This is a genomic window from Caballeronia arvi, from assembly GCF_001544695.2.
GTDB classification, from domain to species: domain Bacteria; phylum Pseudomonadota; class Gammaproteobacteria; order Burkholderiales; family Burkholderiaceae; genus Caballeronia; species Caballeronia arvi.
The window spans coordinates 36,476-63,418 of the sequence record NZ_FCOM02000012.1 but is presented as its reverse complement, the minus strand read 5'-3'; the positions used below and the strand labels follow the sequence as shown (position 1 = coordinate 63,418).

Below are 26,943 nucleotides of genomic sequence, written 5' to 3'. Positions count from 1 at the left end.
GCGACGGTTCTAGCCGTCGATCGCTCCGGTCAGTTCTGGCGCGACCGTAAAAAGATCACCGACGAGACCGTAGTCGGCGACACTGAAAATGGGCGCTTCCGGGTCCTTGTTGATCGCGACGATCACCTTCGAGTCCTTCATGCCGGCCAGATGCTGGATCGCACCCGAGATGCCGACAGCCACGTACAGCTGCGGCGCGACAATCTTGCCAGTCTGGCCGACCTGATAGTCGTTGGGCACGAAGCCCGCGTCGACGGCTGCACGCGATGCGCCGAGCGCCGCGTTCAGCTTGTCGGCCAGCGGTTCGAGCACCTTCATGTAGTTCTCTCCGTTGCCCAGACCGCGGCCACCCGAGACGATGATTTTTGCCGACGTCAGTTCCGGACGGTCCAGCTTCGTCACTTCACGGCTAAAGAACTGCGAGGTGCCGGCATCGGGCGCTGCTTCGATCTTCTCGACCGGCGCACTGCCGCCTTCGGCTGCGACTGCATCGAAGCCGGTCGTGCGTACCGTGATGACCTTGATCGGGTCACGAGATTGCACCGTTGCAATTGCGTTGCCCGCGTAAATCGGGCGCTCGAACGTATCGGGTGAATCGACTGCGGTGATGTCGCTGATCTGTGCGACGTCGAGCTTCGCTGCGATACGCGGCGTGATGTTCTTGCCGTAAGCGGTCGCCGGCGCGAGGATGTGCGAATAGTCCTTCGCGATGTTCAGCACGGTCGCTTCGACGTTTTCCGCGACGCCTGCTTCGAGTTGCGGCGCGTCGGCCAGCAGGACTTTGCTAACGCCAGCGATCTTGGCTGCCGCATCGGCTGCAGCCTGCGCATTGTGACCTGCAACCAGCACGTGAATATCGCCGCCGATCTTGTGCGCCGCTGCAATCGTGTTCAGCGTCGCAGCCTTGATCGACGCAGTATCGTGTTCTGCCAATACAAGATTCACCAGATTCGTCATTTGCTCTGTCTCCGCATTCTACTTAAAGCACCTTGGCTTCGGTCTTCAGCTTCTGGACCAGCGTCTTCACATCCGGCACCATCACACCGGCGGAGCGCTTGGGCGGCTCGGCAACCTTCAGCGTCTTGAGACGCGGCGTGACATCGACGCCGAGGTCTTCGGGCTTGATCGTTTCGAGCAGCTTTTTTTTCGCCTTCATGATGTTCGGCAACGTCACGTAGCGCGGCTCGTTCAGGCGCAGATCCGTTGTGACCACGGCGGGAAGCGTCAGCGACAGCGTTTCAGCCCCGCCGTCCACTTCGCGCGACACCGTCGCCTTCCCGTCAGCCACAACCACCTTCGAAGCGAACGTCGCTTGCGGAAGGTCAGCCAAGGCGGCGAGCATCTGCCCGGTCTGGTTCGAGTCGTCGTCGATGGCCTGCTTGCCCAGCAATACCAACGAAGGCTGTTCCTTATCGACCAGCGCCTTCAGCAGTTTCGCAACGGCCAGAGGCTGCAGGTCTTCGGATGACTCGATCAGCACCGCCCGATCCGCGCCTATCGCCAACGCGGTACGCAGCGTCTCTTGGGCCTGAGCTACACCGCAAGAAACCGCCACGACCTCGCTAACCACGCCGGCTTCCTTCAGCCGCACCGCTTCCTCAACCGCGATTTCATCGAACGGATTCATCGACATCTTCACGTTCGCAATGTCGACCCCCGTGCCGTCCGACTTGACCCGGACCTTCACGTTGTAGTCGACCACTCGCTTTACACCCACCAGCACTTTCATACCGTCTCCTTGTCATGTGTCGAAGCCGCGCGCGCCGTCATCGGCGAACGGATCATGTCGGCTGCGCGCTCGGCCAGCATCAGCACCGTCGCATTGGTGTTGGTCGAGGTTATCGAAGGCATGACCGAGCCGTCGACGATGCGCAGTCCGGTCGTTCCGCGCACCCGCATTTCCGAATCGACGACGCTCATTTCGTCCTCTCCCATCCGGCACGTGCCAACCGCGTGATACACAGTCGAGCCGTTGTCACGCGCGTATTGCAGTAACGCCTCGTCGGTGTTCGCGTGACGGCCTGGTACGGTTTCGTCGACGATATAGCGCGCGATCTCGGGCTGCGCGAAGATCCGGCGACCGATCTTGAGTCCTTCCACCATCGTGTTGCGGTCGAGTTCGCTGCTGAGGTATGACGGTGCGATCGTCGGCGCTGCCGTGATCTCGCTGCTGGTGATGTGCACGTGCCCACGGCTTTCGGGTCGCATCTGCCAGACGCCGCAGGAGACACCGGGCTCGGACTCGAGCACTCCGATCCGTCCCTCGACGAAGCTGCCTGGCGCAATCACGAACTGCACGTCGGGCCGGGTTGCGAGCCTCGTCTGTGCAAAGCCGCCGACGATCGCCGCACTATAGGTCAGTACGCCGGTCCCCGACACGAAGTAGCGCATCATCTCGCGCGCAAGCGCGAGTCCATGCGAGCGCTCGTTCGCGGTACCTGCACCCCGTACCCGATAGCCGAGCCGGACTACATAGTGATCCTGCAAATTGTTGCCGACGCCCGGTAACGCGATGCGTGTTCGAATGCCCGCATTGTCGAGCACGTCCTTATCGCCGATGCCGCTCATTTCGAGCAGCTTGGGCGTGCCGATCACGCCGGCGCTTAGAATGACCTCGCGGGTCGCGCGAAACTGCATCGAAGCGCCCGCGGTCGTCGTCGCATTGATGCCGCTCACGTGCGTTCCGTTCATTTCGAGCCCGGACACCTGGACGCCGGTCACCACCGTGAGATTCGGCCGCGCCATTGCGGGCCGCAGATAACCGCGCGCTGCGCTGGACCGGCGACGCCCGTCGCGCGTTTGCTGGTAGTACCAGATCGACGGACCGCGCGTGTCGCTGTTTGGATCATCTACAAAATCGAGACCGGCCTTTTGGGCGGCTTGCACGACCGCGCCACAAATCTCCGGCGGATTCTTCACCCGGCTGACCTGGATCGGACCGTGCGTGCCGCGTTGCGGACTGTTGCCCTCGGTCCACGTTTCGGAGCGGCGGTAGAACGGCAGACAGTTGCCGAAGCTCCAGCCCTTGGCGCCCGACTGCTCCCAGCTATCGATATCCTCCGCGAACGGGCGCACATAAAGCAGGCCGTTGATCGCGCTGGACCCCCCGAGTCCGCGTCCGCGCGGAAACAGGATTGCACGGCCGCTGGTCTCGGCGTCGGCCCGCGTGCGATAGCGCCATGTCACGGTGGGATGATCCAGCAATCGCACGAAGCCGGCCGGTACGTGGATGAAGGGGTGACGATCGCGCTCGCCGGCTTCGATCAGAATCACTTTGACGTTCGGATCTTCGGTCAGGCGGTTTGCGAGCACGCAACCCGCCGTCCCCGCGCCGACGATAACGTAGTCCGTTGTGTACGATTTCATGACTTCGCTCCGGCAACTGCCAGCTCACGACCTTCTAGTGTTGCGATCTCCTCGTCGGCGAAACCGAACTCGGCAAGTACTTCAGCCGTGTGTTGTCCGAGCGTCGGCGGCGCACGGCGGTAAGCCACCGGGCTGCCGTGAAAATTCACCGGACTCGCGATGTTCGTTACCCTGCCCGCAAGCGGATGTTCGATCTCGACGACCGCATGGTTATGCGCGATCTGCGGGTCCTGCGTCAACGCGGTGTGGTAATCCTGCACCAGCGCGCATGGCACGTCCGCGGCGCTCAGATGCGCCACCCAGTATTCGGCGGTATGCAGCAGAAACTGCTGTTCGAGAATCACGTCGAGTGCATGCCGATTCGCAGTCCGCGCGGTGTTGCCGATGAATCGTTCATCGCTCAGCAAGTCTTCTCGGCCCAACGCCCGGCAAAGGTTCTGCCAGAATTTTTCGGTGAAGCAGGCCGCGAAGAAATAGCGGCCATCGGACCCCTGATAGTTGCGATACGGCACCATCGTCGGATGGCCGCTACCGAGACGCTCGGGCGCTTTGCCGCTTCTGAGCGTCTCTCCGTCGCGCGGGATGGTGCTGAAAAGCGCAGCCGAAAGCAGCGACGTGTCGATGCGCTGGCCTTCGCCATGCCGTTCGCGATGCAACAACGCCGCCGAGATACCAAACGCGAGCAGCGCAGCCGCGCCGAAGTCCGGCAACGGCGCTCCGAGGCGAACCGGATTGCCGCCGGCTTCGCCCGTCATGTCCATGAGACCCGCCACGGCCTGCACGATCGGATCGTTCGCGGGCCATGCGGCGTAAGGACCGCTTTGTCCGAATGCCGACACGCTTGCATAGACGATCATCGGATTGCGCGCCTTCACGGCCTCGTAGCCGATGCCGAGCCGATCCACCGTGCCCGGTCGGAAGTTTTCGACGACGACATCTGCCTGCTCCGCCATGCGCAGAAATGCATCGCGTCCTTTCGGGGACTTCAGGTCCAGGCGGATGCTGCGCTTGTTACGGTTCTGCGACAGGAACTGGACGCTTTCCCCTTCGACGAATTGATTGCCGAGATTGCGCGAGAGGTCACCGGCCTTCGGTTCCTCAACCTTGATCACGTCCGCGCCCAGGTCGGCGAGCAGCACCGTACCGACCGGACCCGCGGTCATGACGGTGAGATCCAGAATGCGATAGCCCGACAACGGGCCGACTTGCTTCTTATCCATGATTTGCCGCCTGCGAATGCGATGCGTGCGTGAGTTCCGCACCGGGGTAATCGAGCACGTCGAAGGTGAGACGGAACGGGTCGGCCTCACCGCGCGTGATGGTCAATGCGTGATTGAAATGCGCGTCGTCGCGCTCGGGACAGTCGGTGCGATAGTGGCTGCTGCGCGATTCGCGCCGCTCGATACACGCCTGCACGATGACGTCGGCAGTCGTCGCCATGTTGTCGATCGTCAACGCGTCGATCACCTGCGGCGGCGTGGCCCCGCCCCCTGCGGCCAACTCCGCGCGCGCCTCGCGAGCGGCGGCCAACGCGATGTTCAGGCCGCTTTCCGTCTTCTCGACGAGGCAATGCGTCTGCATCGCTGTACGCAGATCGGAGGCGATACGTTGAGCGTCGAACCACGCATTCGGTTTGAGCGCCGTTTCGAGGCGCCCAGCAAGCGGCGTTACATCCGACGTGCCCGGCGCCGCGCTGCCGCGTGCGAATGCGGCCGCACCCATGCCCGCGCGATGGCCGAAAACCTGCCCTTCGGCAAGCGAGTTGCCGCCCGGACGATCGGGACCGCGCACGCCACCCGCAAGTTCGCCGATCACGAAGAGCCCCTCGATGGTCGACATCGCGTCGGTGCTGGTCATCCGGACACCGCCATTCAGGCATTGAAAGGCAATCCCGACCTCGAGCAGATCACGCTTCGGATCGAGTCCCTTGGCGCGCATCCAGCGCATGGTGTTCGGAATGGTGGCCGCCAACCGTTCCTCGGCGATGTCGGCGAAAGAGAAATGCACCGCGCCGCGCTCCGTGCCTCTGCCCTGCGCGATTTCCGTTGCGATCGCGATATCGATGTAGCGCGACTCGTTCGATATCGTGAACGGGAACACTTTCTCGTCCATCGCAGCCTCGGGCGTCACGCCCGTCGGCAGATAGTCCGGGAGGAATTCGTGACCGTCGCGATTGAGCATCTTCGGATGCAGGATAAAGCACGACTTGCTGAAAAGTTGCACGTAAGGGTGGACCATCGCCGGCCCGAACTGGTGGAACTCCATGTTCACGAGTTCTGCGCCGTGGCGAAAACAGATCGCCTGGCCGTCACCGGTCATCTCCGCTGTCGACACCTGCTGCGAGAACAGACCGTGCGCGCCGCCCGTGCCAAGCACGACGGCCCGCGCCGAGACCACCAGCAGCCGCCGCGAATCGAGGTCCATCGCAACCACGCCGCTCACGCGCCCTGTCGAATCGCGCAGAAGGTCGATGAGCGCGGCCGGCTGACGGATCTCGACACCGAGCTTTCTGGCTTCGTCCGCGAGCGCGCTCACGAAGGCCTTGCCGGTTTTGCCCTTCACGCCGAGCGCGCGCGCATAGCTGCCGAAGTCGCTGCGGATGAGCTTATAGCCATCGTCGACGCGGTCGAACGGCACGCCGAGTTCGATCAGGTCAGCGATGCGCTTCGGTGCGTCCTCCGCCAGAACGCGCACCAGGTCAGGGTCGATGAAGCCGGCTGCCGGACGCATCGTGTCTTCGTAGTGCACGGTTGCGCTATCGTCGGCGCTGCCGTAGCCGGATGCCCCCATGCTCATGATTTCGCTAGCGCCGTGCACCGTGCTGCCACCCTGTCCAACCGGCGCCTTGGCCAGCATGAGGACCTTCGCACCCGCCTGTGCCGCAGAAACGGCAGCACGCGACGCCGCGCCGCCACCGCCGACCACCACCACGTCGGCTTGCGCGTGGTCGACGCCAAAGCCGAATTTCTCCAACGTCCGAACTGCCGTCACGTCTGTCTCCGCTTACGATTTGAGCGCGCGTGCCACGATGTTGCGCTGAATTTGATTAGTGCCACCGAAGATCTGGAACATCTTGGCTTCGCGGTAATGACGCTGCATCGCGTATTCGGCGGAGTAGCCATTGGCGCCCATGATCTGGATGCCGTCGGTCGCGACCTGCACGTAGGTGTCCGACGCGAAATACTTCGCCTGCGACGACTCCACGTCGCAGCTTTCGCCTTCGTCAAGCAGCTTCGCCGCCCGAAACGCCATCAGCCGGGCGGCATCCACGCGCGTCTGCATATCGGCGAGCAGATGCGACACGGCCTGGAAATCGATGATCGATTGCCCGAACTGTTTGCGGTCGTTCGCATACCAGCGCGCAAGATCGATCGCCGCCTGCGCGCCGCCCACACACATCGCCGACAACGCGATGCGCTCCTTCGACAGCACCGTGGTGAGCTTCTTCCAGCCCACGTGGAGGCCGCCCACGATCATGTCTTGCGGGACACGCACGCCGTCGTACACCACCTCGCAGGTCCGGATAGCGTGGCCGCCGAGCAAATCGATCGGATTGATGGTCAGGCCTTTGGATTCCTTCGGTACGAGGAACAGGCTGATCCCGTCGTGCTTCTTCGCTTCCGGATTGGTGCGCACCGCAGTCAGGATGTAGTCGGCCTGCAGCGCGCCGGAAATCCACATCTTGGTGCCGTCGATAATGAAGTCGTTTCCGTCGGCCATGCCACGCGTCGTCAGCGAGGCGGCATCCGAGCCGGAGCCGTTTTCGCTGAGGGCGAAGGCGAAAAAGGCACGGCCTTCAGCCAGCTTCGGCAACACCAGGGCCTTGATGTCGTCCGGAGCGAAGCGCGCCAGCGCGCCGCCCACCATGTTCACGTTAGCATTCCAGAAGCGCGCGAGCGCGATCGTGTGATACGCGACGATCTCCAGATAAGCGGCCATGTCGAGATAGCCACCGACGCCGCCGTACGCTTCGGGCAGCGTGATGCCGAACCAGCCCTGTTCGGCGGCCACCTTCACGAGTTCCTGCGGGAAGCGCTTTTGTTCGTCGCACTGGCGAACGTATTCCGGCGATGCATGGCGCGTCAGCGCGCGATTCACCGAATCTCGAAATTCGAATTGATCGGCATTCAAATAGGGTTTCAGGTCGCGCCGGTTGACCAGATTGCTTGCGTATTCGGGATTCACTGTGTTTCCTCCTTGTCCGATCAGGACGCCTTGCGTTGAGCCATGTCTTGTTCGGCCTGGCCGAGCGGGATGGCACGCAACATCTGCGAACGCGACTTCGCCCCCGTCATCAGGAACGCAAGATCCGAGCCGCTGAGAATGAAACGCGCGCCTTTTTGCACGTAAGCGGTCATCAGTGCCTCGTCGTACACGCCGCCCACGCCCGGCACCTTGCCGTGCCGGTGACATGCGGCGCACACGGCGTCGATGGCAGCCGCCACACGCACATGGCCCAGTTGTCCGGTGATACCGAGATCCGCCGCAAGATCGGTCGCGCCGACGAGCAGCACGTCAATGCCCGGCACGGCGGCGATCGCGTCGGCGTTTTCGAGCCCTTCGCGGGTTTCGATCATCGCCACGACCAGCACCTCTTCGTTGATCGCGCGAACCACATCGGCGATCGGAAGAGCCTGAAAGCCGACCTGCGGCAACATGCCGGGGATCGACCGTCCGCCGGCAGGCGGGAAGCGGCACATGTCCGCGATTCGCGCGGCCTGTTCGGGCGTACTCACGTGTGGCACCACGATGCCCATCGCGCCGGTATCGAGCAGTCGAGTGGCGTGGAACGGCTCGTGTCCCGGCACGCGGATGATCGGCGTCACACCGCCCACCAGAGCGGCGGCGCAAATCTGCGCGGCCGTGTCGATGTCCATCGAATTGTGTTCCATATCGATGAACAGCCAGTCGAAACCCGCCGTCTGCGCGATCTGCGCGATGTCGACGGTGCGGGCCTGGCGCAGCCCCATGCCGAGGGCCAGTTCACCCGCGGCGAGTTGCGCTTTCGCGTGATTCTTGATGCTTCGCATGATCGATCCCATTCAGGCGGTGGCGTCGAGCGGCTCGTCGTTCGCCAGTTCCAGGTTGATGAATTTGGTGTCCATGTAGTCGCGGATCGCGTTCGGTCCGCCTTCGCGTCCGAACCCACTGTCCTTGCTGCCGCCGAATGGCGTCTCCGCCGTCGACGCCACGAACGTATTCACGCCGACCACGCCGGCCTGCAGACGCTCCGTGGTTTCCAGCGTGTTGCGCATCGAGCGCGTGAAGACATACGCCGCGAGCGCGAACGGCAGCCGGTTCGCCTCGGTGATGACTTCGTCCATCGTCGTGAACGGGGTGAGCGTCCCGACGGGGCCGAACGGTTCGTCGTTCATCAGGCCGATGTGCGAAGCGGGATTGGCGACGAGTGTCGGCTCGTAGAACCAGCCGCGACCGAATTCCGCGGGGCGCCGGCCACCGCATAGCACGCTGGCGCCTTCACTCACGGCTTCGTCGACAAGACGTTCGATCGCGTCGCGGCGCTTCGACGTGGTCAGCGGACCCAGATCGGTGTTCTGCTGCAACGGATCGCCGACCCGAAGCGCTCTGGAGCGCTCGACCAGCGCCTTCACGGTCTTGTCGAAGATTGATTCATGAATGTAGAAACGTGTCGGCGACGCGCAAACCTGGCCGGCATTGCGGAACTTGCCCAGCGACGCGAGGTGCGCAAAAGCGCCGATGTCGGCGTCGCGATGCACGATGACGGGCGCATGGCCGCCGAGTTCCATCGTGACCTTCTTGAGGGTCTGCGCGGACATTTCGACGATCTGACGGCCGATAGGCACCGAGCCGGTGAAGCTGATTTTTGCCACGCGCGGGTCGGCCATGATCGTCGGCGTAATGGTGTCGGCTTTGCCGATCACAAGATTGACTGCGCCCTCGGGGAAACCGGCATCGACAAAACAGCGCACCAGCGCCATCGTCGCGCCGGCCGCTTCGTTTGACGGCCTGATGACGATCGCGTTGCCGGCGGCCAGCGCCGGGCCCATCTTGCGGGCCAGCAGCAGCAGCGGGAAATTCCAGGGCGTGAAGGCGGCGACCACCCCGAGCGGCTCGTAATGCACCAGATACCGTCCACCCTTGACGCGACTTTCATAAGAGATGCCGAACACACGGCGCGCTTCATCGGCGAACCAGTCGATCGACTCAGCGGACGCGTGGGCTTCCCCACCGGCCTGTGCGATCGGCTTGCCTGTTTCCAGCGCCACGATTCGCGCGAGCTGCGGCGCGCGTTCGCGGATGAGCGTCGCCGCCCGGCGCAGCAGCGCTGAGCGCTCCCATGGCGTGAGCTTGCGCATTGCGGCCGAGGCCTCGGTCGCGGCGTCGACGGCCTCGGTGACCTGCGCCTGCGTCGCCAGCGGCATATAGCCCAGCCGCTGTTCCGTCGCCGGATTGATCGAAAGCTGGCCGTCGTCAGCCCTCGCGGCTTGCCATCGGCCTCCGAGCAGCAAGCCGTGCTCGCGGTAATGCGCCTCTAGTTCCATTTGCTTCCTCCTGACGGGTATCGCGGATGTTCCCGGTTTGTAGGTGCATTCCCGGGAGGTCTCTTGCATGCACTCTTTTATTTATATCAACACCTTGACATCAAAGTGTCAACACTTTTATAGTTTGTGTCAGCGAAAGCTGATTTGTCGCATGCACTTTCAGTAGCCGATGGCCACAAGAAGAGCGCCGCAGGCGCCGCCGAACGGGTCATCCAGAATTTCCTTTCCATGGAGCGAGACGAAAATGAGTTCGTATTCCCGTCGTACCTTTCTTCAAACGCTCGGAGCCGCCACGGTGGCGGCGGCGGGAACCGGCGCCTTGCCGTCGCTCGCCCGGGCAGAGACAGCGCAGTTCAAGCTGAAGTACGCGAACAACCTCGCGCTGTCCCATCCGCTCAACGTTCGCGCGAAAGAAGCCGCGGACGCCATCAAGAAGGAAACCGGCGGCCGGGTCGAGTTGCAGATTTTCCCGAACGGTCAGATGGGCACGGATACCGACATGCTGTCGCAGGTTCGATCGGGCGCCATCGACTTCCTTACCCAAGGTGGCGTGGTGCTGTCGACGCTCGCGCCGGTCTCGGCGATCAACGGCATCGGCTTCGCGTTCAAGGATTACAACCAGGTATGGGCAGCAATGGACGGCGAGCTCGGGAGCCACATCCGCAAGGCGATCTCGAAAGTCGGGCTCGTCGCGATGGAAAAACCGTGGGACAACGGCTTTCGGCATCTCACGAGCTCGGTCAAGCCAGTGCAGAGCCCGGCCGACCTTAAAGGTCTGAAGATCCGCGTGCCGGTCAGCCCTCTTTGGACCTCGATGTTCAAGGCGCTCGATGCCTCGCCCACCAGCATCAACTTCAGCGAGGCATATTCGGCGCTGCAAACCAAGGTCGTTGATGCAGAAGAAAACCCCCTCGCGCTGATCGAAACCGGACGCTTCTATGAAGTCCAGAAGTTCTGCTCGTTGACCGGCCATATCTGGGACGGCTTCTGGTTTCTCGCCAACGCCCGGTCCTGGGACAAGCTGCCGCCGGACTTGCAGGCCATTGTGGCGAAACACCTGAATGCGGCCGCAGTGGCTGAACGCGCGGACGTCGCCGCACTGAGCACATCGTTGATCGACAAGTTGCAATCGCACGGAATGGCGTTCAACAAGCCCGATATCCAGCCGTTCCGCGCCTCGCTCCAAAAAGCCGGCTTTTACGATCAGTGGCGCAAGAAATACGGCGATGAAGCCTGGGCGTTGCTCGAAAAGTACACGCAGAAGTTCGCATGAACGCGGACCATCGAAGAGTTTCCGGAGAGCAAGTCATGACTTCCCGAGTTCATCCCGAGCAGGTGTTCGCCCACGACATCGGCGCGCCGAAAGACCGACATGCGACATCGAAGGTCGTGCGCGTCGGCAACGCACTGGAAACGGCCATCAAGTGGATCACCGAAGTGCCCGCCGCGTTGCTGCTGGTGGCCGAGGTCGTGCTGTTGCTCACTAACGTTACCTGCCGCTACGTGCTGCGGGATCCGTTGATCTGGGGTGACGAACTCGCGTCGATCCTGTTCATCTGGCTGTCGATGCTCGGCGCGGTGGTGGCGTTGCGGCGCGGCGAACATATGCGCCTGACGATGTTCGTCGCCAGAATGTCGCCGCAAAGCCGCGCGTTTGCGGAAACACTTGGAAATATCATCGTGATGACGTTCGTACTGCTGCTGGTACGGCCGGCGACCGAGTGGGCGATGGACGAGTGGATCATCAGTACGCCGGCGCTGGAGCTGCCGAACACCGTTTCCGCGGCCGCGATTCCCGTGGCGGCCGGGCTGATGCTCGTGCTCGCCATTACCCGGTTGCTGGAACGCGCGTCGCTGCGCGATTGCGTGAAGGCGGTCGCACTGGTGGGCGGGGTCGCGATTGCGCTCTACGTTGCACGGCAAGCACTCGCGCCACTGACGGCAGTCAGCCTGATTCTTTTCTTCGCCGTCGGCGTGATTACGATCATCTGTCTCGGCGTGCCCATCATGGTTGCCTTTGGCGTGTGCACGTTTGCTTATCTCGCAACCGTCACCGGCGCGCCGTTGTCGATTGTCGTGAGCACCATGAATCAGGGGATGTCCAGCCTGATCCTGCTCGCCGTCCCGCTCTTCATCCTGCTCGGTGCGCTGATGGAAGCGATGGGTCTCGCCGCAGCGATGATCCGCTTCCTCGCCTCGCTGATCGGGCATAAGCGCGGCGGCCTCGCCTACGTGCTGATCGGCGCCATGTACCTGGTGTCCGGCATCTCCGGTTCGAAGGTGGCGGATATGGCCGCGCTTGCGCCGGGCCTGTTCCCGGAAATGAAAAAGCGCGGCGCGAATGAAGGCGACCTCGTCGCCATGCTCAGTTCCTCGGCGGCCATGTCGGAAACCATTCCGCCCAGTCTGGTGCTGATCACCATTGGTTCGGTCACCGGCGTTTCGATTGCGGCCCTGTTCACAGGTGGCTTCATGCCGGCCGTGGTCGGCGCGGTAGCGCTGGCGGCGGTCGTCTGGTTCAAAAGCCGCGGTGAAATCCTGCGAGGCGTGCAACGGGCCTCCCGGGGCGAGATCGGCCGCGCATTTCTGGTCTCGCTACCTGCGCTCGCGCTGCCCTTCGTGATCCGGGCCGCGGTGGTCGAAGGGATCGCGACCGCGACGGAAGTGGCGACGATCGGTGTCGCTTACACCTGCGCGGCGGGCTTGTTACTGTACCGCCGCTTCGACTGGAGCCGGCTCTATCCTATTCTGGTGGAGTCGGCCTCGCTGTCCGGCGCGATCCTGATTATCATCGGTTGCGCAACGGCGATGGGATGGGCCCTCACGCAGTCAGGATTCTCCGCGCAACTCGCGTCCCTTATGATGGCAGCGCCCGGGGGCTCGCTCGGCTTCCTGGCGATCTCCGCCATTACGTTCGTGATACTCGGCAGCTTTCTGGAAGGCATTCCTGCGATCGTACTGTTCGGACCGCTCCTGTTTCCGATCGCGCGTGCGATGGGTATCTCCGACGTGCACTATGCAATGGTCGTGGTATTCGCCATGGGACTGGGCCTGTTCGCGCCACCGCTTGGCCTCGGCTTCTACGCGGCGTGCGCGGTCAGCAAGGTCGATCCGTCAACCGCAATGCGCCGCGTTTGGCCCTATCTGGGGGCTTTGGCGATGGCCCTCGTCGTGATAGTGCTGGTACCGTGGGTATCGACAGGTTTTCTGCAAGCAAAATAAAAGGTTTTGAATGGCACAGAAAGGGCAACGGACATGAAAAACGCGTTTAACAATGAAGCGAACGGCAAGGTGAACGCGCGCGCGCCTGAGGTGATCGCGTCGAAGCTCGACGACATTCGCGAACAGGTGCGCGGCATGATTCAGCGGGGGGACTTGCGCCCCGGTGAACGTGTGAATGAGCAAGCACTCGCAAACCAGATCGGCGTCGGCCGCAATTCGGCGCGCGAGGCCCTGCGCTCGCTCGAGCAGGCGGGACTCGTTCGAATCGTCCCCAATCGGGGCGCCGAAGTTCGGCGGCTATCGCTCGAAGAAGCCATGGATCTCTATGAGATTCGAGCAGGGCTCGCGCGCACGGCGGGACGTCTCGCCGCGCTCCGTCTGACCACCGACGAGGAGCATCTGCTGAGCCTTCTCATTGACCAGATGAATTCCGCCGTTGCTGAGCGCAGCAGCCATCTGTATCAAACCCTGAACACCGAGTTTCATCGTCAATTGATGGCCGCGACCAAGAATCCGCGGCTGATCACGATCAACCAGGCTGTCGAAGACGAACTGACACTTTACATTTACAAGGGCGTGTATTCGTTCGCGCAAATGCAGCGTTCCTCGAAGGAACACCGCGAACTCTTCGAAGCGCTGCGTGCGGGTCAGGCCGATGCGGCTGCACAGGCTTTCGAGAATCACGTGCAGACCGGAAAGAAACGCATGCTCGACACCGTGTCCACCAGCCCGTCCGAACGTTAATGAACTTGGAGTAGCTTTTTGAAAACCATCGTGTTTCTGGACCGCGCGACGCTGTCCACTGATCTACCCGATCTTCCCTTTGCGCATCGGTGGGTCGAATATCCGTCCACGACGCCGGGACAGGTGGTGGAGCGCTGCCGTGACGCGCAGATCGTCGTGACCAACAAGGTGCCGCTGACGGGCGACGTGCTCGCGCAGTTGCCGCAACTGGAACTGATCGGCGTGCCGGCCGCGGGCGTCAATCATCTGGATATGGAAACATGCCGCCAACGAGGCATCGAAGTGGTCGCGTGTCCGGGATATTCGACGATCTCCGTGCCGGAGCACGCGTTCGCACTGATGCTCGCGCTGCGCCGAAACCTGGTTCCTTACTGGCGCGACGTCTATGATGGGGGCTGGAGCGGGTCACCCACTTTCTACGCTGAACTGCATCCGATCAAGGATCTGCACGGATCGACGCTCGGCATCGTCGGCGCCGGTCACGGTGGAAAGCGACTCGCCGAATTGGCCCGCCCGTTCGGCATGCGTGTGATCTTCGCCGAGCGCAGGCACGCCACGGTGGTGCGCGAGGGCTACGCTGCGTTCGACGAGGTGCTGCGCGAAGCGGATGTGATCAGCCTGCATTGCCCGCTTACCGATGAAACGCGGCATCTGTTCGGTCTCGCCGAATTTGACCGAATGAAGCGCAGCGCGTCACTCGTGAACGCCGCACGCGGCGGTATCGTCGACGAGCGGGCGCTGATGGAGGCGCTCGACCGCAAGCTGATAGCGAATGCCGCGCTCGACGTCCTCGAGCAGGAACCGCCGGCGGCCGATCATCCGCTGTTGACCAGCGCGCGCACCGATCTGATCGTGACTCCCCATGTCGCATGGCGGACTCAGGTGGCGATGCAGCGGCTAGTTACACAGCTCACGCAAGGCATCGAACAGCATTACGCGGCGCTGAGAGCCAAACTTGACGAGGCAGTGTTGCGTGCCCTTTCAGGCTCACTGAGAGCAGCATCGCAGTAAGTAGCCGCGGCAGAGAGCCGGCGATGAGCAGTCACCGCACAGAAATAAAACGATTCGCTCATCGATGAACGCGTTCGCGTGCTTGCATTGACCGCGCCTCCGGCCAGGTACATCGTAATCGACAGAATCAGAAACAGCCGCAGAATCGCCTGAATACCGCGCATAAGCCAAAGAATCCGCGCGGTTTCTGTGACGGCGTCGCGGGGGAAATCCGCGCGCCGACCGGGTCGTTAGCGTTGCCATCTGCGTGACCTCACAATCAAGCGCCGCTCAGCGCGGCCTCGGCTCGACAGGCGGATCGGCGCGCCAGCCGCCGCCGATTTTGAACCCACGCACGCTGCGACTTGTGGCTACACTCGTAGTCTCCGGCTTTGCCACCTCGATCGGGCCTCATGGACCTCAAGCAAATCCAGTATTTCATCGCGCTCTTCGAGGATGGCTCGGTCACGCGCGCGGCCAAGCGGCTCAATATCGTGCAGCCCGCTCTCAGCATGCAGATCTCGAAGCTCGAAGCCGAACTGCGACAGACGCTTTTCGAACGCGGCCCGCACGGCATGGCGCCGACCGATGCGGCGCGCCTTATGTATCGCCTGTACACGCCGATCATGCGCGACATTGAGCATGCGCGCGAGCAGTTGAGCCGGCGCGACGTGATCGTCACAGGTCGCGTTTTGCTCGGAATGGTGGCGTCGGAAGCAGAAAGCGTCTTGCCGGAGTCGCTCGCGAGGTTTGACGCGCTCTTTCCGCAAGTCGAGGTATCGGTGGCCGACGGCTTCAGCGCACAGCTCATCGATGCAGTCGAGGCAGGCCGGCTCGATGCCGCGATCATCAACAAGCCGCGCGGTCGCCTCGCGCTTGATGTCGAGCCGTTGCTGGTCGAGGAAATGGTGCTCGTGACGAGTGCCGTACATGGCGTCGAGTTGCCGCAGGAGATCGATCTCGCGAATACCTCCGGGGTAGAACTCGTACTGCCAACGCGGCGCAACGGCCTGCGCGGAGCGCTCGACGCCGCGCTAATGGCCGCGGATATCGTCATCAAGCCGAAGTTCGAGGTCGATCTGCTCAGCTCGATTGTGCAGTTCGTCGAGCAGGGAGACATCGCGACGATCCTGCCACGCGTGGTCGTGCAGCGCAAGGTGGATGAAGGCGCGCTGCGCGCTCACACGATCACATCTCCGCCGATCGTGCGGCACATAATCCAGGTCACGCATCCGAAGCGGCCGATCGGACCCGCGGCGCAGGCGCTCATCACGATTATCACTGACGAGATAAAGCGCGTGACGACGGGTGTTTTGGGGAAACAAGGGGCTTAGCGGCCGCGTTCCAACGGTTCGCGCGCACTACTCGGAACGTCGCTGCGCGTGCCAAAGAGCGTGTCGCAGATCGGGAAGGTGAGGTTGAAGTTCTGTGTCGCCATCACTTCGGGATCGTGGTGTGTGGCGTGCAGGCGCCGCACCGTGTTGACGAGCGGAACTCGGTCGAGGAACGGGCTGTCGGTGAAGTGTGAGAGCGTATGCAGGCCCTCGTACATCAGAAAATACGCCGCCATCGTGAAGAGCGCGATGTAGCCTGCGTTGCGGGAGAATACGAACCCAATCAGGAGCGCGAACGGCACGGCCGCCAGCACGAACGCAACCGGCGCGAAAGGCGGAAACAGCAGCGCGCGCCAGTGACGGTGGCCCTTGTATTCAAGCGTCACATGCGTGAAGAACCGGTGATGGACCGCGCAATGGCGCTTGTAGATCATGCTGAAATACTTCGTCGGACGATGCAGCACGTAGCGGTGCGCCGCCCATTCCGCCCAGTTGCCGAACAGAAAGAGCGGAATGACCGCCAGCCATTCGGCGAGCGTTGGCGCATGAAGCTGCATCAGGCAATACACGATCACGCCGCCAGTGAAAAGCAATGTGAAACCGAGGTGCATTTCGCCGCGATACCACCATGGCGTGGCATTGACATACTCGTCACGGAACTTGTAGGAACGCGCACGAACGTCTTCTTCATATTTCATCGATGTCTCCGGCTGTTGTGAAAGGCGTGCGCCCATTGGCGTCCGCCGTTATGCCCAATGACTCAGGATTGACTGCGCGCGGAACCGGCTTCGAGCTTGCCGAGCGTCTCGGGCACGACGAATGCGCCCACGAGGAAAATCACGCTGATCGCGCCGACGAAGATGGCTAGCGTCATCGGCAACTGGCTCGCGTCCTTCGCCACCAGCGACACGGCCGTCGGCATCACTCCGCCGATCGCGAAGCCGATATTCCAGGACAGGCCCGTGCCGGTCGCGCGGATCGAGGTCGGGAAGCGTTCGTTCAGGAAGATCAGGATCGGCGCATAGCCGGCGCTGCCGAGCGCGCTGAGAAGGACTGCATAGACGCCGACCATCATGATGCTGTCTGCGGTAGGCAGCAGCAAAAAGAGCGCGGGCAACGCGACGAGCCGGATCAGCCCGATCCACACAAACGCACTCTTGCGGCCGATGAACGTACTGAGGTGCCCTGCCGCGATCGATGCGATCACAACCGCGATGCTGCAGACCATCAGGATCGCCGCGGCCGCACCGTTGGGGGCGTGGCTAACTACCTTCAGGAACGTCGGCAGGTAGCCCGATGTCAGGTAGTAGCCGCTGCCGCCTCCGATCGTCAGGAGCAGGTTGACGAAAAGGATCTTGCGATAGTCGCGCGAGAACAGCGTCTTTAGCGGCGAGCGCACGACTTCGACGGGCGCGCTCTTGACCTGCGCGGCGGCCTTCGCAGCCTTTTCGGCGGCGAGCTTCTTCCACAGCGGCGACTCTTCGAGGCTGTTGAACACGAAGAGACCAAGCACCGAGCTGATGATTCCGGTGAAGAACATGCAGCGCCAGCCCCATACGTCAAATGCATCGCCGGGGAAAAGCGCCGACATCGCGAGGAACGTTACTGACGCGAGCAGCGCGCCGAGCCCCGCCCCGCCGCCCCCGATCAGTCCCGACACCGCGCCGCGATACTTCGGCGCGACGGATTCCGTTCCGATGGTGTGCGTGGAAGCAACCACGCCGCCGACAAACACGCCCTGGATGAGGCGCAGCAAGAGGAAGAGAATCGGCGCGAGCAGGCCGACTTGAGCGACGGTCGGCAGCAGGCCGAACGCGGCCGTCGACAGGCCGACACCGACCACCGCCATGATCATCGCGCCTTTACGGCCACGGCGATCGGCGTAAGAACCGAAGAGCGCGGAGCCGAGCGGGCGCATCAGCAGTGTCACGGCGAACGATGCATAGACGGCGGCGAGAGAAAGCATCGCGTGCTCGGAGGGGAAGAAAAGACGCCCCACCACTGGCGCGACATACAACAGCACGAACAGATCGAACAGATCCAGTGCCCAGCCGAGACATGAAGCTACCACTGCCCCCATCACCTGTCGCTGATCGACAGCGGGTGCGGCGGCGCCATTTTGCGCTGCTACGGACATTTCCATCTCCTTGAATTCACCGGGCCATCTCTCGATCGATCCCGTGTTGAAGGCACGTTGTTGTGGCGTGCTCTTATTGCCGTTAAAGAAACTTGTCAGCGCGCGGCGGCGAGCGGCGTCGTTGTCAATGCGCTGCCTGCGCGTCTCGTGACCATTGCGTCGGCGATCTTCTCGGCAATCATGATGGTCGGAATATTGGTATTCGCCGAAGGCAACCGCGGCATCAGCGATGCATCAACGACTCGCAGGCCTCGCGTTCCGTGCACTCGGCCCTCGGTGTCGGTCACGGCGCTTCGCTCGTGCGCGTCGCCCATGCGGCACGTTCCGCTCGCATGCCATACGCCGAAGACGTTCGCGCGGATGAAATCCGCGAGCGCGCGTTCATCGGCGAGTAGCTCGGAGATCCTGAGCCCGCGCGTGAAAAAGCGTTCTATCAGCAGACGGCGGATCGGCGCGGGCGTATCGAGCAGCGTGCCGAGCATCGAAGTCAGCAGCGCGTTGCCCTCGCCAACACGGCTTAACGCCTTCACGCGCGGCGAAAAAGCCGCGGGAAAGAAATCGCGCTGATCGTGTCCGAGGCCCGATGCCGCGACGATCTTCGCGAGCATCCGTACGCCAACCGCAAGCCGGTCGAGGTCGCGTTGATCGTCGAGCAAATTGAGTTCGACACGCGGTGCGACCGCTGCATCGGATGAAACGAGTTGCACGCGGCCGCGCGAATACGGCCGGTTGCACCAGAGAAAGAAGAGACCAAGCCGGTTGCCGAGCGAATGCCATGCGGCACGCGTCGCGCTCGACAAATACATATCCGACGATTCGCCGCCATCAACGCCCGACGTGAAACGAGCCGCTGTCATGCTTGCGCGACGCCGGGAAAGCGGCATACGAAAGCGCGGTTCGAGAAAATGGCAGAAGGTGAGCGACGGATGATCCTGCAGATTGCGCCCGACGCCGGGCAGGTCGACGAGGCATCCAATGCCGAGCTCGCGGAGCTCATGCTTTGAGCCGATGCCAGCGCGCATCAGCAACGCGGGCGACTGGAGCGCGCCCGCACAGACCACGACCTCATCGGCGTCCAGATGCACCCGCTCGCCGTTGGACGCCACCGCGACCACGCCCTGAGCGGCGGTCCCTTCCATCACGATTCGCTCGACACGCAGGTTCGGATACACAGTGAGATTGGGCCGCCTACGCGTCGCTTCGTCGAGGTACGCGACAGCGGTAGACACGCGCTTGTCGTCGATGTTGGAGAACGCCCCTGGAAACAAGCCATCGCCGAACTCCGCATTTTGGTCCTGCAAGGTGGCGAAGCCGTTCGCGCGCAGACCATCGGCGAACGCGTGACAGAATGGGGGCCAGTCTTCCGGCATGATGCGGCGGATCGGCACTGGACCATCGCTGCCATGCAACTCCCCAGAGGGGAAATTCACATCACGCTCGAGCTTGCGAAAATATGGCAGCACGTCGTCCCATGCCCAGCCCGGCGCGCCGTTCGCGGCCCACTCGTCGTAGTCACGCGGCAGGCCGCGATTCGCCGACTGCACGTTGATACTCGACCCGCCGCCCATCACACGGCCCTGCTCATACACGCGCGGCGCCGATGTCTTTGTCGCCCTCGCTTTCAGATCCGGCCAAATGTAGGTATCGCCGCAAAAGACGGGCATTGGATAGCTGTCGAGGATATGCGCGGGCACCGCGCCCGGTGCCGTATCCGCGCCCGCCTCGACCAACGCGACGCGCAGCGACGGCACCCCCGACAGTCGATGCGCGAGTACGCATCCCGCCGATCCGCCACCGATGATCACGTAGTCGAAACGTTCCATTGCCTGTCTCCTCCTCTCTTGCTGGCTTCTCAGGAACCGCGGAACACCGGATTGCGCTTGCCATGGAACGCTTCGACGCCTTCACGGAAATCGTCCGAGGTTCGCAGACGGCTATAGCAATGCCCTTCGAGTTCGATCGCGATCGAGAGCGGCGCATCTTCGGAATCGTTGAGCAGCTTCTTCGCCGTGCGTTGCGCGAGCGGCGAGAACGAGCGCAACTCGTTGACGAGTGCGTCGGTGGCGGTTTCCAGTTCCGCATCCGGCACGCACTCGACCACGATGCCCCACTCGTACGCCTGCTTGCCCGGTATGCGGCGCGAGCGCATCACGATGTCCTTGGTCCTGCCGACGCCGACCATCTGCTGCAACCGCGCCGATCCGCCCGAGCCCGGAATCTGCCCGAGCTTCTGTTCGGGCAGTGCATAGAACGTGGTCTCGGTCGCTATGCGGAAGTCGCACGCAAGTGACAGCTCGAAGCCCACGCCGAAGCAGAAACCGCGATTGGCCGCGATCACCGGCTTCGAGCAGCGCGCGGGCGCCGCGATATTCCAGGCGAGCTTCGAGACATGCTCGGGCGAAGCTTCGAGAAAGCCCTTGATGTCGCCGCCGCTCGAAAAGTGCTCGCCCTTCGCGCGCACGACGATTACGCGCACCCGATCGTCTTCGTCGAGCGCCTCGAACGCGGCGCGCAACTGGTCGCGCGCGTGCATCGAGATCACGTTGAACGGCGGGCGATGCAGGATGATGTCGGCGCGCTCGCGCCCGGCGTCTATCTCGATCGAGAAGCCGTCGAGGTCCTTTAGCAGTGCTTGGCCGTGATGGATCAAATCGGTCATGGTGGTCTACTCCTTGGTGATTTCGGTGTGGTGTGCAGCGGATGCGGACAGACCGCCATCGCATTGATATTCGCCTGCGGAAAGCTTGCGGCGCAGGATCTTGCCGACCGGCGATTTCGGGATGTCGTCAACGAACACGTAGTCGCGCGGACGCTTGAAGTTGACCAGGTCCGACTCGCGGCACCATGTGTCGAGCGCGGCTGAATCGACGTAGGCGCGGCGCTTGATGAACGCGACCACGCGCTGGCCCCAGCGCTCGTCCTTCACGCCCGCGACGGCCACTTCATCGACCGACGGATGCAGCGAAAGTACCGATTCGATGTCGACCGGCGAGATGTTCTCGCCGCCGCTGATGATCATGTCGTCGACTCGTCCGGAAACGTAAAGGTCGCCGTCTTCGTCGAAGTAGCCGGTGTCGCCGGTGAAGTACCACCCTTCGCGGAGCGACTTCGCGTTGGCATCGGGGCGATTCCAATAGCCTTCGAAAGCTTCGTCGCCGAGCAGGTGCACGATGATCTGGCCTTCCTCGCCGACTTCGGCCCTCTGATCGGGCGAGAGCGCATCGAGCTTCACGACGCGCAACCGCGTATTGATGCCCGCGCGGCCCGCGCTGCCGGGTTTCTTCGTCGCGTCCTGATCGATGCTGAACGTGTAGACCTCGGATGAGCCGTAGTGATTGACGAACAGTTCTGGCTCGAACGCGGCCGAGAGGCGCTTGAGCAGGCCGTCGTTCATCGGTGCGCCCGCGAAGCCGAGCTTTCTGACCGACGACGTGTCCGTGCTCGCGAATGCGCTGTCGGCGAGCAGGTCGTGATAGAGCGTCGGCACGAGATACAGGCACGTGAGGCCGTGCTTCGCGATGGACTCGAGCGCGAGCCGCGCGTTCCAGCGCCGCACACAGACGAAGAGACCATCGACGAGCGCCATCGAGAGCAGCGAGCGCACGCCCATCGTGTGATAGAGCGGCATCACGCCGAGTGTGCGTTCGCCGCGCCGGTACAGGTTCTGCGCGACGTGCGCTAGCGCGCCCGCGCGTTCATGCCGGTGACGGCGCGGCACACCCTTCGCCTTGCCGGTCGTGCCCGATGTGTAGAGAATCAGCGAGAGATCGTCTGCATTCGCGTCGGTGGTTTCGCCTGCATGCGCGCGTTCGACGAGCAGCGCGTCGTAGGAGATCGTGCGGCCTTGGGCACCATCAAGTCCGATGCGCGGCACGTTCTGCGCCGCGCTGCTTTGCAAGACGGCATCCGCGCACACCGGTTCGTAGACGATCGCCTTCACGCCCGCGTCAGTCACACAGTAGTCGAGTTCGTCGGGTTTCGCGCGCCAGTTGAGCGGCACGATGACGATGCCCGCGAACTGGCAGGCCCAATGCAGCGTCGCCATTTCCCAGCGGTTTTGCAGCACGACGAGCAGCCGGTCGCCACGTGCGAGACCGAGTTTGCGCAAGCCATCGGCGACATTGAGGATGACGCGGTGCCACTGCGCGTAGGTGAATTGCGTATCGCCATCGACGAGCGCGAGCGCGTCCGGACTGCGCTCGACGCTTTGCAGGAACGTGCGTCCGAGATCAAGCATGTTCGACCTCCTTCGTGCTTGCCTCGGCCCGGCGGCGCGCCGCCACGTCGAGCACCGCGGCCACGATGGGCGTGTAGCCCGTACAGCGGCAGATATGACCCGAGAGCATCTCGCGCACTTGCTCTTCACTCGGGTCGGGCACGCGTTGCAGGTAGTCGGCACACGACATCAGAATGCCCGCGGTGCAGAAGCCGCATTGCAGCGCGTGATGCCGCTGGAACGCCTGCTGCAAGTCGCCAAGCGTCTGATCGGGCGCAAGACCCTCGACCGTATCGACACTCCTTCCCTGCACTTGCACCGCGAGCATCAGGCACGAACGCGCCGCAACGCCGTCGACGTGCACCGTGCACGCGCCGCACACGCCATGTTCGCAGCCGACGTGCGTGCCGGTCGCGCCGAGCTCGTGCCGGATGAAGTCCGACAGCAGTTCTCGCGGCTCGCAATAGCCGCTTCGTTCGCGGCCGTTAAGCGTCAGCGTGATGCGCCGCGCTTCGCCTTGCCGCAGAATGTTCGTCGATGTCTTGCTCACTTCGCCTCCTTGATCACGCGCCATCCGAGTTGCCGGACCAAATTCCGGCGATATTTCGCGCTGATGTGCGCGTCGTCCTGCGCGTTCAGTTTCCAACTCAAATCGTTCAGTGCGCCGCGCAAGTCGTCGCCCGAGAGACGCGGCCATTGCTCGGTCACCGGCCGGTCCGCGACGCCGCCCACTGCAATACGGATCGAATCGTCGGTGACCACGGCCGCGCACGCGACGATCGCGAAATCACCGTGTCGCGCCGAAAATTCCGCGAACGCGTAGCGCTCGCCTGCCTTGCGCAGCGGGAAGCGCACCGCTTCGACGAGTTCGTCGGGCTCGCGCGCGGTCATCAGCATTCCCTGAAAGAAGTCCTGCGCGGCGAGCGTGCGACGCCTCTTTCGCGAGCGCAGCATCACGTCGCCGCCGAGCGCCGAAAGCACGAGCGGCAACTCGGCGCTCGGGTCCGCATGCGCGATCGATCCGCACACGGTTCCGCGATTGCGAATCTGAAAGTGCGAGATATGCGGGAAGGCCATCGCGAGCAGCGGCGCTTCGTCGGTGAGCGTGCTGCGCCATTCGACGCTGCCTTGCGTCGCCGCGGCGTTGACGACGAGATGACCCGCCTCCTTGTCCACGCGCACGGCATCGAGTTCGGCGGTGCGCGAGATATCGACGAGCACCTTCGGCTGCGCGAGCCGCATATTGAGCACGGCCATCAGCGACTGGCCGCCCGCCAGCACGCGGGCGTCTTCGCCGTATTGCGCGAGCGCGTCGAGCGCGTCTTGCGCGGCCATCGCGCGCAGGTAATCGAACGGTGCAGGCTTCATGCGTGTCTCCTGAAACGTGCGAGGAGTCTTGCGATCCACGATCCGTGCGCTTGCACCGGCTTGCCCGCCGCCTGCCGTCCGAGCGATTCGAACAACTGCTTCAGCACGACCTTCGCCGCGCCTTCGAGCATGCGGCCGCCGACCGCCGCGACCTTGCCTGACACCTGCGCTTCGTAGTCGTACGTGAGCCGCGTGCCGCTGCCTTGCGGCGTCAGTTCGACGAGACCGCTGCCGCGCGCGCTGCCGAGCGGCGAGATCCCCGCGCCAGCGAGTCGCAGGCGGAGCGGCGCATCGATCTCCGACAAGCCGATACGCGCCTCGAATCGCGCCTTGATCATGCCGACGCCGACGGTCACGTCCGCGCGATACTGGTTCGGCGCGGTTTCTTCAAGCGCGTGACAGCCGGGAATGACGTTCGCGAGCGTCTTCGGATCGAGCAGCACGGCGAACACAGCTTCGGGCGTCGCGGGCAGATCCACCGTTCCTTGCGCCGTCAGCGCGCGTCCGCCGCCCGGCGTCACGGGCTTCGTGGCGGGCGCTTCGCGATATTCCGGCCGCGACGGTTCGGGATCGTCAATGCCGACCATCGCCATCACTTTTGGCGGCGTGAGCGGCAAGCGAATGTCTTCGACGCCGAGCGCATCCGCCACCGCATTCGCGATGCATGGCGGTGTGCTCATGTTGTTGCCTTCGCCGAGACCTTTCGCGCCAAGCGGCGTGAAAGGCGAAGGCGTCTCCAGATGCACGATCAGCGGATCGGGCACTTCGCAGGTCGTCGGCATCAGATAGTCGGCGAGCGTGCCGGACTGGAAGCTGCCGTCCGAGCCGTAGCGGAACTCTTCCATCAGCGCCGCGCCGACGCCTTGCGCGAACGCGCCGCGAATCTGGCCATCGGCGAGTGCGGGATTGAGGATGGTGCCGGCGTCGTGCACGGTCACATACCGGTCGATGCGCACGCGTCCCGTCGCGCGATCCACTTCGACGCCGCACATGTCGAACGCGAAGCCATACGCCGCCGATGTATTGACGCGGTCCTGTTCATCAGGCGCATCCATGTGCGGCGGCGACCAGAACACGGTTTCGCGCAGGCCCGGCTCTTCGCCCTCCGGCAACAGCGCGGGCGCCCAGTGCGGCGCATTGCTCGCGGCGCGCGCGAACGGCAGCGCGCGGTCTTCGGCGTCGTGCGGAAAGACGCGCGCGCCTTCAAAGCGCACGTCGCCGGGCGCGCAATTGAACTGCTTCGCGAGCACGCGCGCGAGTTTGTCGCGCACGCGCGTCGCGGCGAGATGCACCGTGCCCGCCACCGCGCCCGCGAAGCGGCTCGAATAATTGCCCGCCGCGACGGACCACGCGTCCTTGTGCGTATCGAATTCGACGTTCACGACGATGTCCTTCGGATCGAGCCCGAGCACGTCGGCGACGACTTGCGCGCACACTGTCATGTGGCCCTGGCCTGCGGGTGTCGATGCGATCGTGACGACCACGCCGCCAAGCAGATCGACGCTGACGGTCGCGCTCGCGATCGCGCCGTTCTTCGGCCCGGCTTTCCTCCGTGCGTCGGCGGGCATCACGGTCGTGATGTAGCCCATGTTCGATACCGACGGCTCGACGATCGCCGCGAAGCCGATGCCATACAGCCGCCCTTCGTTGCGCGCGGCGTCGCGGCGCGCGACGAGTTCCCGGTATCCGCCTTCGTCGAGTGAACGGCGCAGCGCTTCCTGATAATTGCCTGAATCGAGCAGCGCGCCCGCCGCCGCGCGATACGGGAACGCATCGGCGGGAACGAAGTTGCGGCGATACACGTCGAGCACATCGAGCTTCAGTTCGATCGCGATGCGCTGGATCAGCCGCTCAAGCGCGAAGTACACCTGCGGTCCGCCGAAGCCGCGCACGAGCCCCGTCGGCGTCTTGTTCGTCAGCACGACCCGGTTGCGCACGAGCAGATTCGGAATCGCGTACGCGCCCGTCAGGCAGCCGTGCATCCGGTAGAACGTCGCGGGCTCGGGCGCGCGCACGTAGCCGCCGACGTCTTCCAACTGATCGTAGGACAGCGCGACGATGCGGCCATCCGCTTCGACGGCCGCTTCGATCGTTGAAACACGCGCCGTCGCCGATGTCGCCGCGCTCAAGTGTTCGAGCCGATCCTCGACCCACTTCACCGGCGCGCCCGCCTTGCGCGACGCGAGGCACATCAGCACGACATACGGAAACACGGCCTGCTTCACGCCGAAGCTGCCGCCGGAGTCGCGCGGGGCCTTATGACGCAGCCGATTGGCAGTCACGTTCAACGCCATCGCCATGACGGCGTGCAGCGAGAACGGCCCCATGAAATTCGACGTGACATCGTAGCCTTCATCGCCCGAAAGATACTCGGCGACGACCACGCCGCACTCGATCGGCGCGCAGGTGTTGCGCGGATAATGCGCGACCAGCTTCACGCGATGCGGCGCGCGCTCGAAGGCCGCTTCCGGCTCGCCGTAGCGGAAATGCCGGTCGCTGATGACGTTGCTGCCGACGCGTTCGTGCAGCACCGGGGCGTCGTCCTTCGCGGCTTGTTCAATCGACGTCACGGGATCGAGCATGCCGTAGTCGACCTTGATCAGATCGAGCGCGTCTTCCGCGAGCGCACGCGATTCGGCCATCACGACCGCGACCGGCTCGCCGACGTAGCGCACGCGGTCCATCGCGAGCGCCCACTGTTCCATCGGCGATTTCACGCCGACGACGAACGGTCGCGACCACGGACGCAAATCGTCGCGCGTGAGCACGGCGCGCACGCCCGCGAGTTTCGATGCGGCCTCCGTATCGATCGACAGGATGTCCGCGTGCGCGTGCGGCGAACGCAGAATCGCGGCGTGCAGCGTGCCTGGCTTTACAGCGATGTCGTCGCCATAGCGGCCACGGCCCGTAAGGATCGCGGGGTCTTCGAGGCGCTGCATCGGGCGTCCGATGTGACGCTGCGGCGCGGTCGCTTCGCGCGCCTGGTTGTCGGCGACGCGCGCGTCCATGTGGGCAAATGCGGTTTCGCGCTGATTCATGACG

The 26,943-nt window shown here is 63.5% G+C and carries 21 protein-coding genes; 5 read left to right on the top strand and 16 right to left on the bottom strand.

Translation table 11 applies throughout. The features are described from left to right. Positions 1-9: 9 nt before the first annotated feature. The 8 genes from AWB74_RS16250 to AWB74_RS16215 all read right to left on the bottom strand — a co-directional run bounded on the left by AWB74_RS16250 (position 10) and on the right by AWB74_RS16215 (position 9,890). Positions 10-948, bottom strand: coding sequence for an electron transfer flavoprotein subunit alpha/FixB family protein (locus AWB74_RS16250; RefSeq protein WP_061147880.1), 939 nt, complete (start codon positions 946-948; stop codon positions 10-12). Between the two features lie 31 nt (positions 949-979). Beyond that, positions 980-1,729, bottom strand: a complete 750-nt coding sequence (locus tag AWB74_RS16245) for an electron transfer flavoprotein subunit beta/FixA family protein (protein WP_061147773.1) — start codon at positions 1,727-1,729, stop codon at positions 980-982. Then, entirely contained in the window at positions 1,726-3,366 is a 1,641-nt protein-coding gene (locus AWB74_RS16240) for a GMC family oxidoreductase (RefSeq protein ID WP_061147772.1), read from the bottom strand. The genes AWB74_RS16245 and AWB74_RS16240 overlap by 4 nt, the downstream gene beginning before the upstream one ends. Beyond that, positions 3,363-4,586, bottom strand: coding sequence for a CaiB/BaiF CoA transferase family protein (locus tag AWB74_RS16235; protein WP_061147771.1), 1,224 nt, complete (start codon positions 4,584-4,586; stop codon positions 3,363-3,365). The genes AWB74_RS16240 and AWB74_RS16235 overlap by 4 nt, the downstream gene beginning before the upstream one ends. Next, positions 4,579-6,357, bottom strand: a complete 1,779-nt coding sequence (locus AWB74_RS16230; RefSeq protein ID WP_061147770.1) for an FAD-dependent oxidoreductase — start codon at positions 6,355-6,357, stop codon at positions 4,579-4,581. Before AWB74_RS16230 ends, AWB74_RS16235 begins: the two co-directional genes overlap by 8 nt. Positions 6,358-6,369: 12 nt before the next feature. Continuing rightward, on the bottom strand, positions 6,370-7,464 hold the full coding sequence (locus AWB74_RS16225; protein ID WP_235024603.1) for an acyl-CoA dehydrogenase family protein: 1,095 nt from the start codon (positions 7,462-7,464) through the stop codon (positions 6,370-6,372). A 107-nt stretch (positions 7,465-7,571) separates the two neighbouring features. Continuing rightward, on the bottom strand, positions 7,572-8,396 hold the full coding sequence (locus AWB74_RS16220) for an HpcH/HpaI aldolase family protein (RefSeq protein WP_061147879.1): 825 nt from the start codon (positions 8,394-8,396) through the stop codon (positions 7,572-7,574). Positions 8,397-8,408: 12 nt separating this feature from the next. Further along, entirely contained in the window at positions 8,409-9,890 is a 1,482-nt protein-coding gene (locus tag AWB74_RS16215) for an NAD-dependent succinate-semialdehyde dehydrogenase (RefSeq protein ID WP_061147768.1), read from the bottom strand. A gap of 244 nt (positions 9,891-10,134) precedes the next feature. Here AWB74_RS16215 and AWB74_RS16210 point away from each other — a divergent pair, with 244 nt between their 5' ends. The 5 genes from AWB74_RS16210 to AWB74_RS16190 all read left to right on the top strand — a co-directional run bounded on the left by AWB74_RS16210 (position 10,135) and on the right by AWB74_RS16190 (position 16,180). After that, the gene (locus AWB74_RS16210) at positions 10,135-11,163 is read left to right on the top strand and encodes a TRAP transporter substrate-binding protein (protein ID WP_061147767.1); all 1,029 of its coding nucleotides are present in this window, start codon (positions 10,135-10,137) and stop codon (positions 11,161-11,163) included. 35 nt (positions 11,164-11,198) lie between these two features. Beyond that, complete coding sequence (locus AWB74_RS16205; protein ID WP_061147766.1) at positions 11,199-13,112, top strand: TRAP transporter large permease; 1,914 nt, start codon at positions 11,199-11,201, stop codon at positions 13,110-13,112. A gap of 33 nt (positions 13,113-13,145) precedes the next feature. Beyond that, positions 13,146-13,856, top strand: a complete 711-nt coding sequence (locus AWB74_RS16200; RefSeq protein WP_061147765.1) for a GntR family transcriptional regulator — start codon at positions 13,146-13,148, stop codon at positions 13,854-13,856. 18 nt (positions 13,857-13,874) lie between these two features. Continuing rightward, positions 13,875-14,867 (top strand): D-2-hydroxyacid dehydrogenase, encoded by a 993-nt coding sequence (locus AWB74_RS16195; RefSeq protein ID WP_061147764.1) that lies wholly within the window; start codon positions 13,875-13,877, stop codon positions 14,865-14,867. Between the two features lie 392 nt (positions 14,868-15,259). Beyond that, positions 15,260-16,180 carry a LysR family transcriptional regulator gene (locus AWB74_RS16190; protein ID WP_061147763.1) on the top strand — a complete coding sequence of 307 codons (921 nt, stop codon included), beginning with the start codon at positions 15,260-15,262 and terminating at the stop codon, positions 16,178-16,180. On the opposite strand, the gene AWB74_RS16185 is transcribed toward AWB74_RS16190, so the two are convergent. From AWB74_RS16185 to AWB74_RS16150, 8 genes are all read right to left on the bottom strand, one after another. Beyond that, positions 16,177-16,878: a sterol desaturase family protein gene (locus tag AWB74_RS16185; protein ID WP_061147762.1), complete on the bottom strand. Its 702-nt coding sequence runs from the start codon at positions 16,876-16,878 to the stop codon at positions 16,177-16,179. The genes AWB74_RS16190 and AWB74_RS16185 overlap by 4 nt on opposite strands. Before the next feature lie 62 nt (positions 16,879-16,940). After that, a complete protein-coding gene (locus AWB74_RS16180; protein ID WP_061147878.1) occupies positions 16,941-18,317 on the bottom strand; it encodes an MFS transporter in 1,377 nt (458 codons plus the stop codon). Positions 18,318-18,412: 95 nt separating this feature from the next. Next, entirely contained in the window at positions 18,413-20,140 is a 1,728-nt protein-coding gene (locus AWB74_RS16175; protein WP_061147761.1) for a GMC family oxidoreductase, read from the bottom strand. A 29-nt stretch (positions 20,141-20,169) separates the two neighbouring features. Then, positions 20,170-20,976 (bottom strand): enoyl-CoA hydratase/isomerase family protein, encoded by an 807-nt coding sequence (locus AWB74_RS16170; protein ID WP_061147760.1) that lies wholly within the window; start codon positions 20,974-20,976, stop codon positions 20,170-20,172. Between the two features lie 6 nt (positions 20,977-20,982). After that, a complete protein-coding gene (locus tag AWB74_RS16165; protein ID WP_061147759.1) occupies positions 20,983-22,554 on the bottom strand; it encodes an AMP-binding protein in 1,572 nt (523 codons plus the stop codon). Then, entirely contained in the window at positions 22,547-23,107 is a 561-nt protein-coding gene (locus AWB74_RS16160; protein WP_407642447.1) for a (2Fe-2S)-binding protein, read from the bottom strand. Before AWB74_RS16160 ends, AWB74_RS16165 begins: the two co-directional genes overlap by 8 nt. Then, complete coding sequence (locus AWB74_RS16155; RefSeq protein WP_061147758.1) at positions 23,080-23,901, bottom strand: FAD binding domain-containing protein; 822 nt, start codon at positions 23,899-23,901, stop codon at positions 23,080-23,082. The genes AWB74_RS16160 and AWB74_RS16155 overlap by 28 nt, the downstream gene beginning before the upstream one ends. After that, positions 23,898-26,939, bottom strand: coding sequence for a xanthine dehydrogenase family protein molybdopterin-binding subunit (locus tag AWB74_RS16150; protein ID WP_061147757.1), 3,042 nt, complete (start codon positions 26,937-26,939; stop codon positions 23,898-23,900). The genes AWB74_RS16155 and AWB74_RS16150 overlap by 4 nt, the downstream gene beginning before the upstream one ends. Positions 26,940-26,943 lie beyond the last annotated feature (4 nt).

Coding starts and splice junctions, on each gene's coding strand:
- AWB74_RS16215 (WP_061147768.1), bottom strand. CDS start 9,890: ATGGAACTAGAGGCGCATTACCGCGAGCACGGCTTGCTGCTCGGAGGC.
- AWB74_RS16170 (WP_061147760.1), bottom strand. CDS start 20,976: ATGACCGATTTGATCCATCACGGCCAAGCACTGCTAAAGGACCTCGAC.
- AWB74_RS16210 (WP_061147767.1), top strand. CDS start 10,135: ATGAGTTCGTATTCCCGTCGTACCTTTCTTCAAACGCTCGGAGCCGCC.
- AWB74_RS16235 (WP_061147771.1), bottom strand. CDS start 4,586: ATGGATAAGAAGCAAGTCGGCCCGTTGTCGGGCTATCGCATTCTGGAT.
- AWB74_RS16155 (WP_061147758.1), bottom strand. CDS start 23,901: ATGAAGCCTGCACCGTTCGATTACCTGCGCGCGATGGCCGCGCAAGAC.
- AWB74_RS16200 (WP_061147765.1), top strand. CDS start 13,146: ATGAAAAACGCGTTTAACAATGAAGCGAACGGCAAGGTGAACGCGCGC.
- AWB74_RS16240 (WP_061147772.1), bottom strand. CDS start 3,366: ATGAAATCGTACACAACGGACTACGTTATCGTCGGCGCGGGGACGGCG.
- AWB74_RS16175 (WP_061147761.1), bottom strand. CDS start 20,140: ATGGAACGTTTCGACTACGTGATCATCGGTGGCGGATCGGCGGGATGC.
- AWB74_RS16220 (WP_061147879.1), bottom strand. CDS start 8,396: ATGCGAAGCATCAAGAATCACGCGAAAGCGCAACTCGCCGCGGGTGAA.
- AWB74_RS16180 (WP_061147878.1), bottom strand. CDS start 18,317: ATGTCCGTAGCAGCGCAAAATGGCGCCGCCGCACCCGCTGTCGATCAG.
- AWB74_RS16165 (WP_061147759.1), bottom strand. CDS start 22,554: ATGCTTGATCTCGGACGCACGTTCCTGCAAAGCGTCGAGCGCAGTCCG.
- AWB74_RS16150 (WP_061147757.1), bottom strand. CDS start 26,939: ATGAATCAGCGCGAAACCGCATTTGCCCACATGGACGCGCGCGTCGCC.
- AWB74_RS16205 (WP_061147766.1), top strand. CDS start 11,199: ATGACTTCCCGAGTTCATCCCGAGCAGGTGTTCGCCCACGACATCGGC.
- AWB74_RS16190 (WP_061147763.1), top strand. CDS start 15,260: ATGGACCTCAAGCAAATCCAGTATTTCATCGCGCTCTTCGAGGATGGC.
- AWB74_RS16185 (WP_061147762.1), bottom strand. CDS start 16,878: ATGAAATATGAAGAAGACGTTCGTGCGCGTTCCTACAAGTTCCGTGAC.
- AWB74_RS16160 (WP_407642447.1), bottom strand. CDS start 23,107: ATGGCGCGTGATCAAGGAGGCGAAGTGAGCAAGACATCGACGAACATT.
- AWB74_RS16245 (WP_061147773.1), bottom strand. CDS start 1,729: ATGAAAGTGCTGGTGGGTGTAAAGCGAGTGGTCGACTACAACGTGAAG.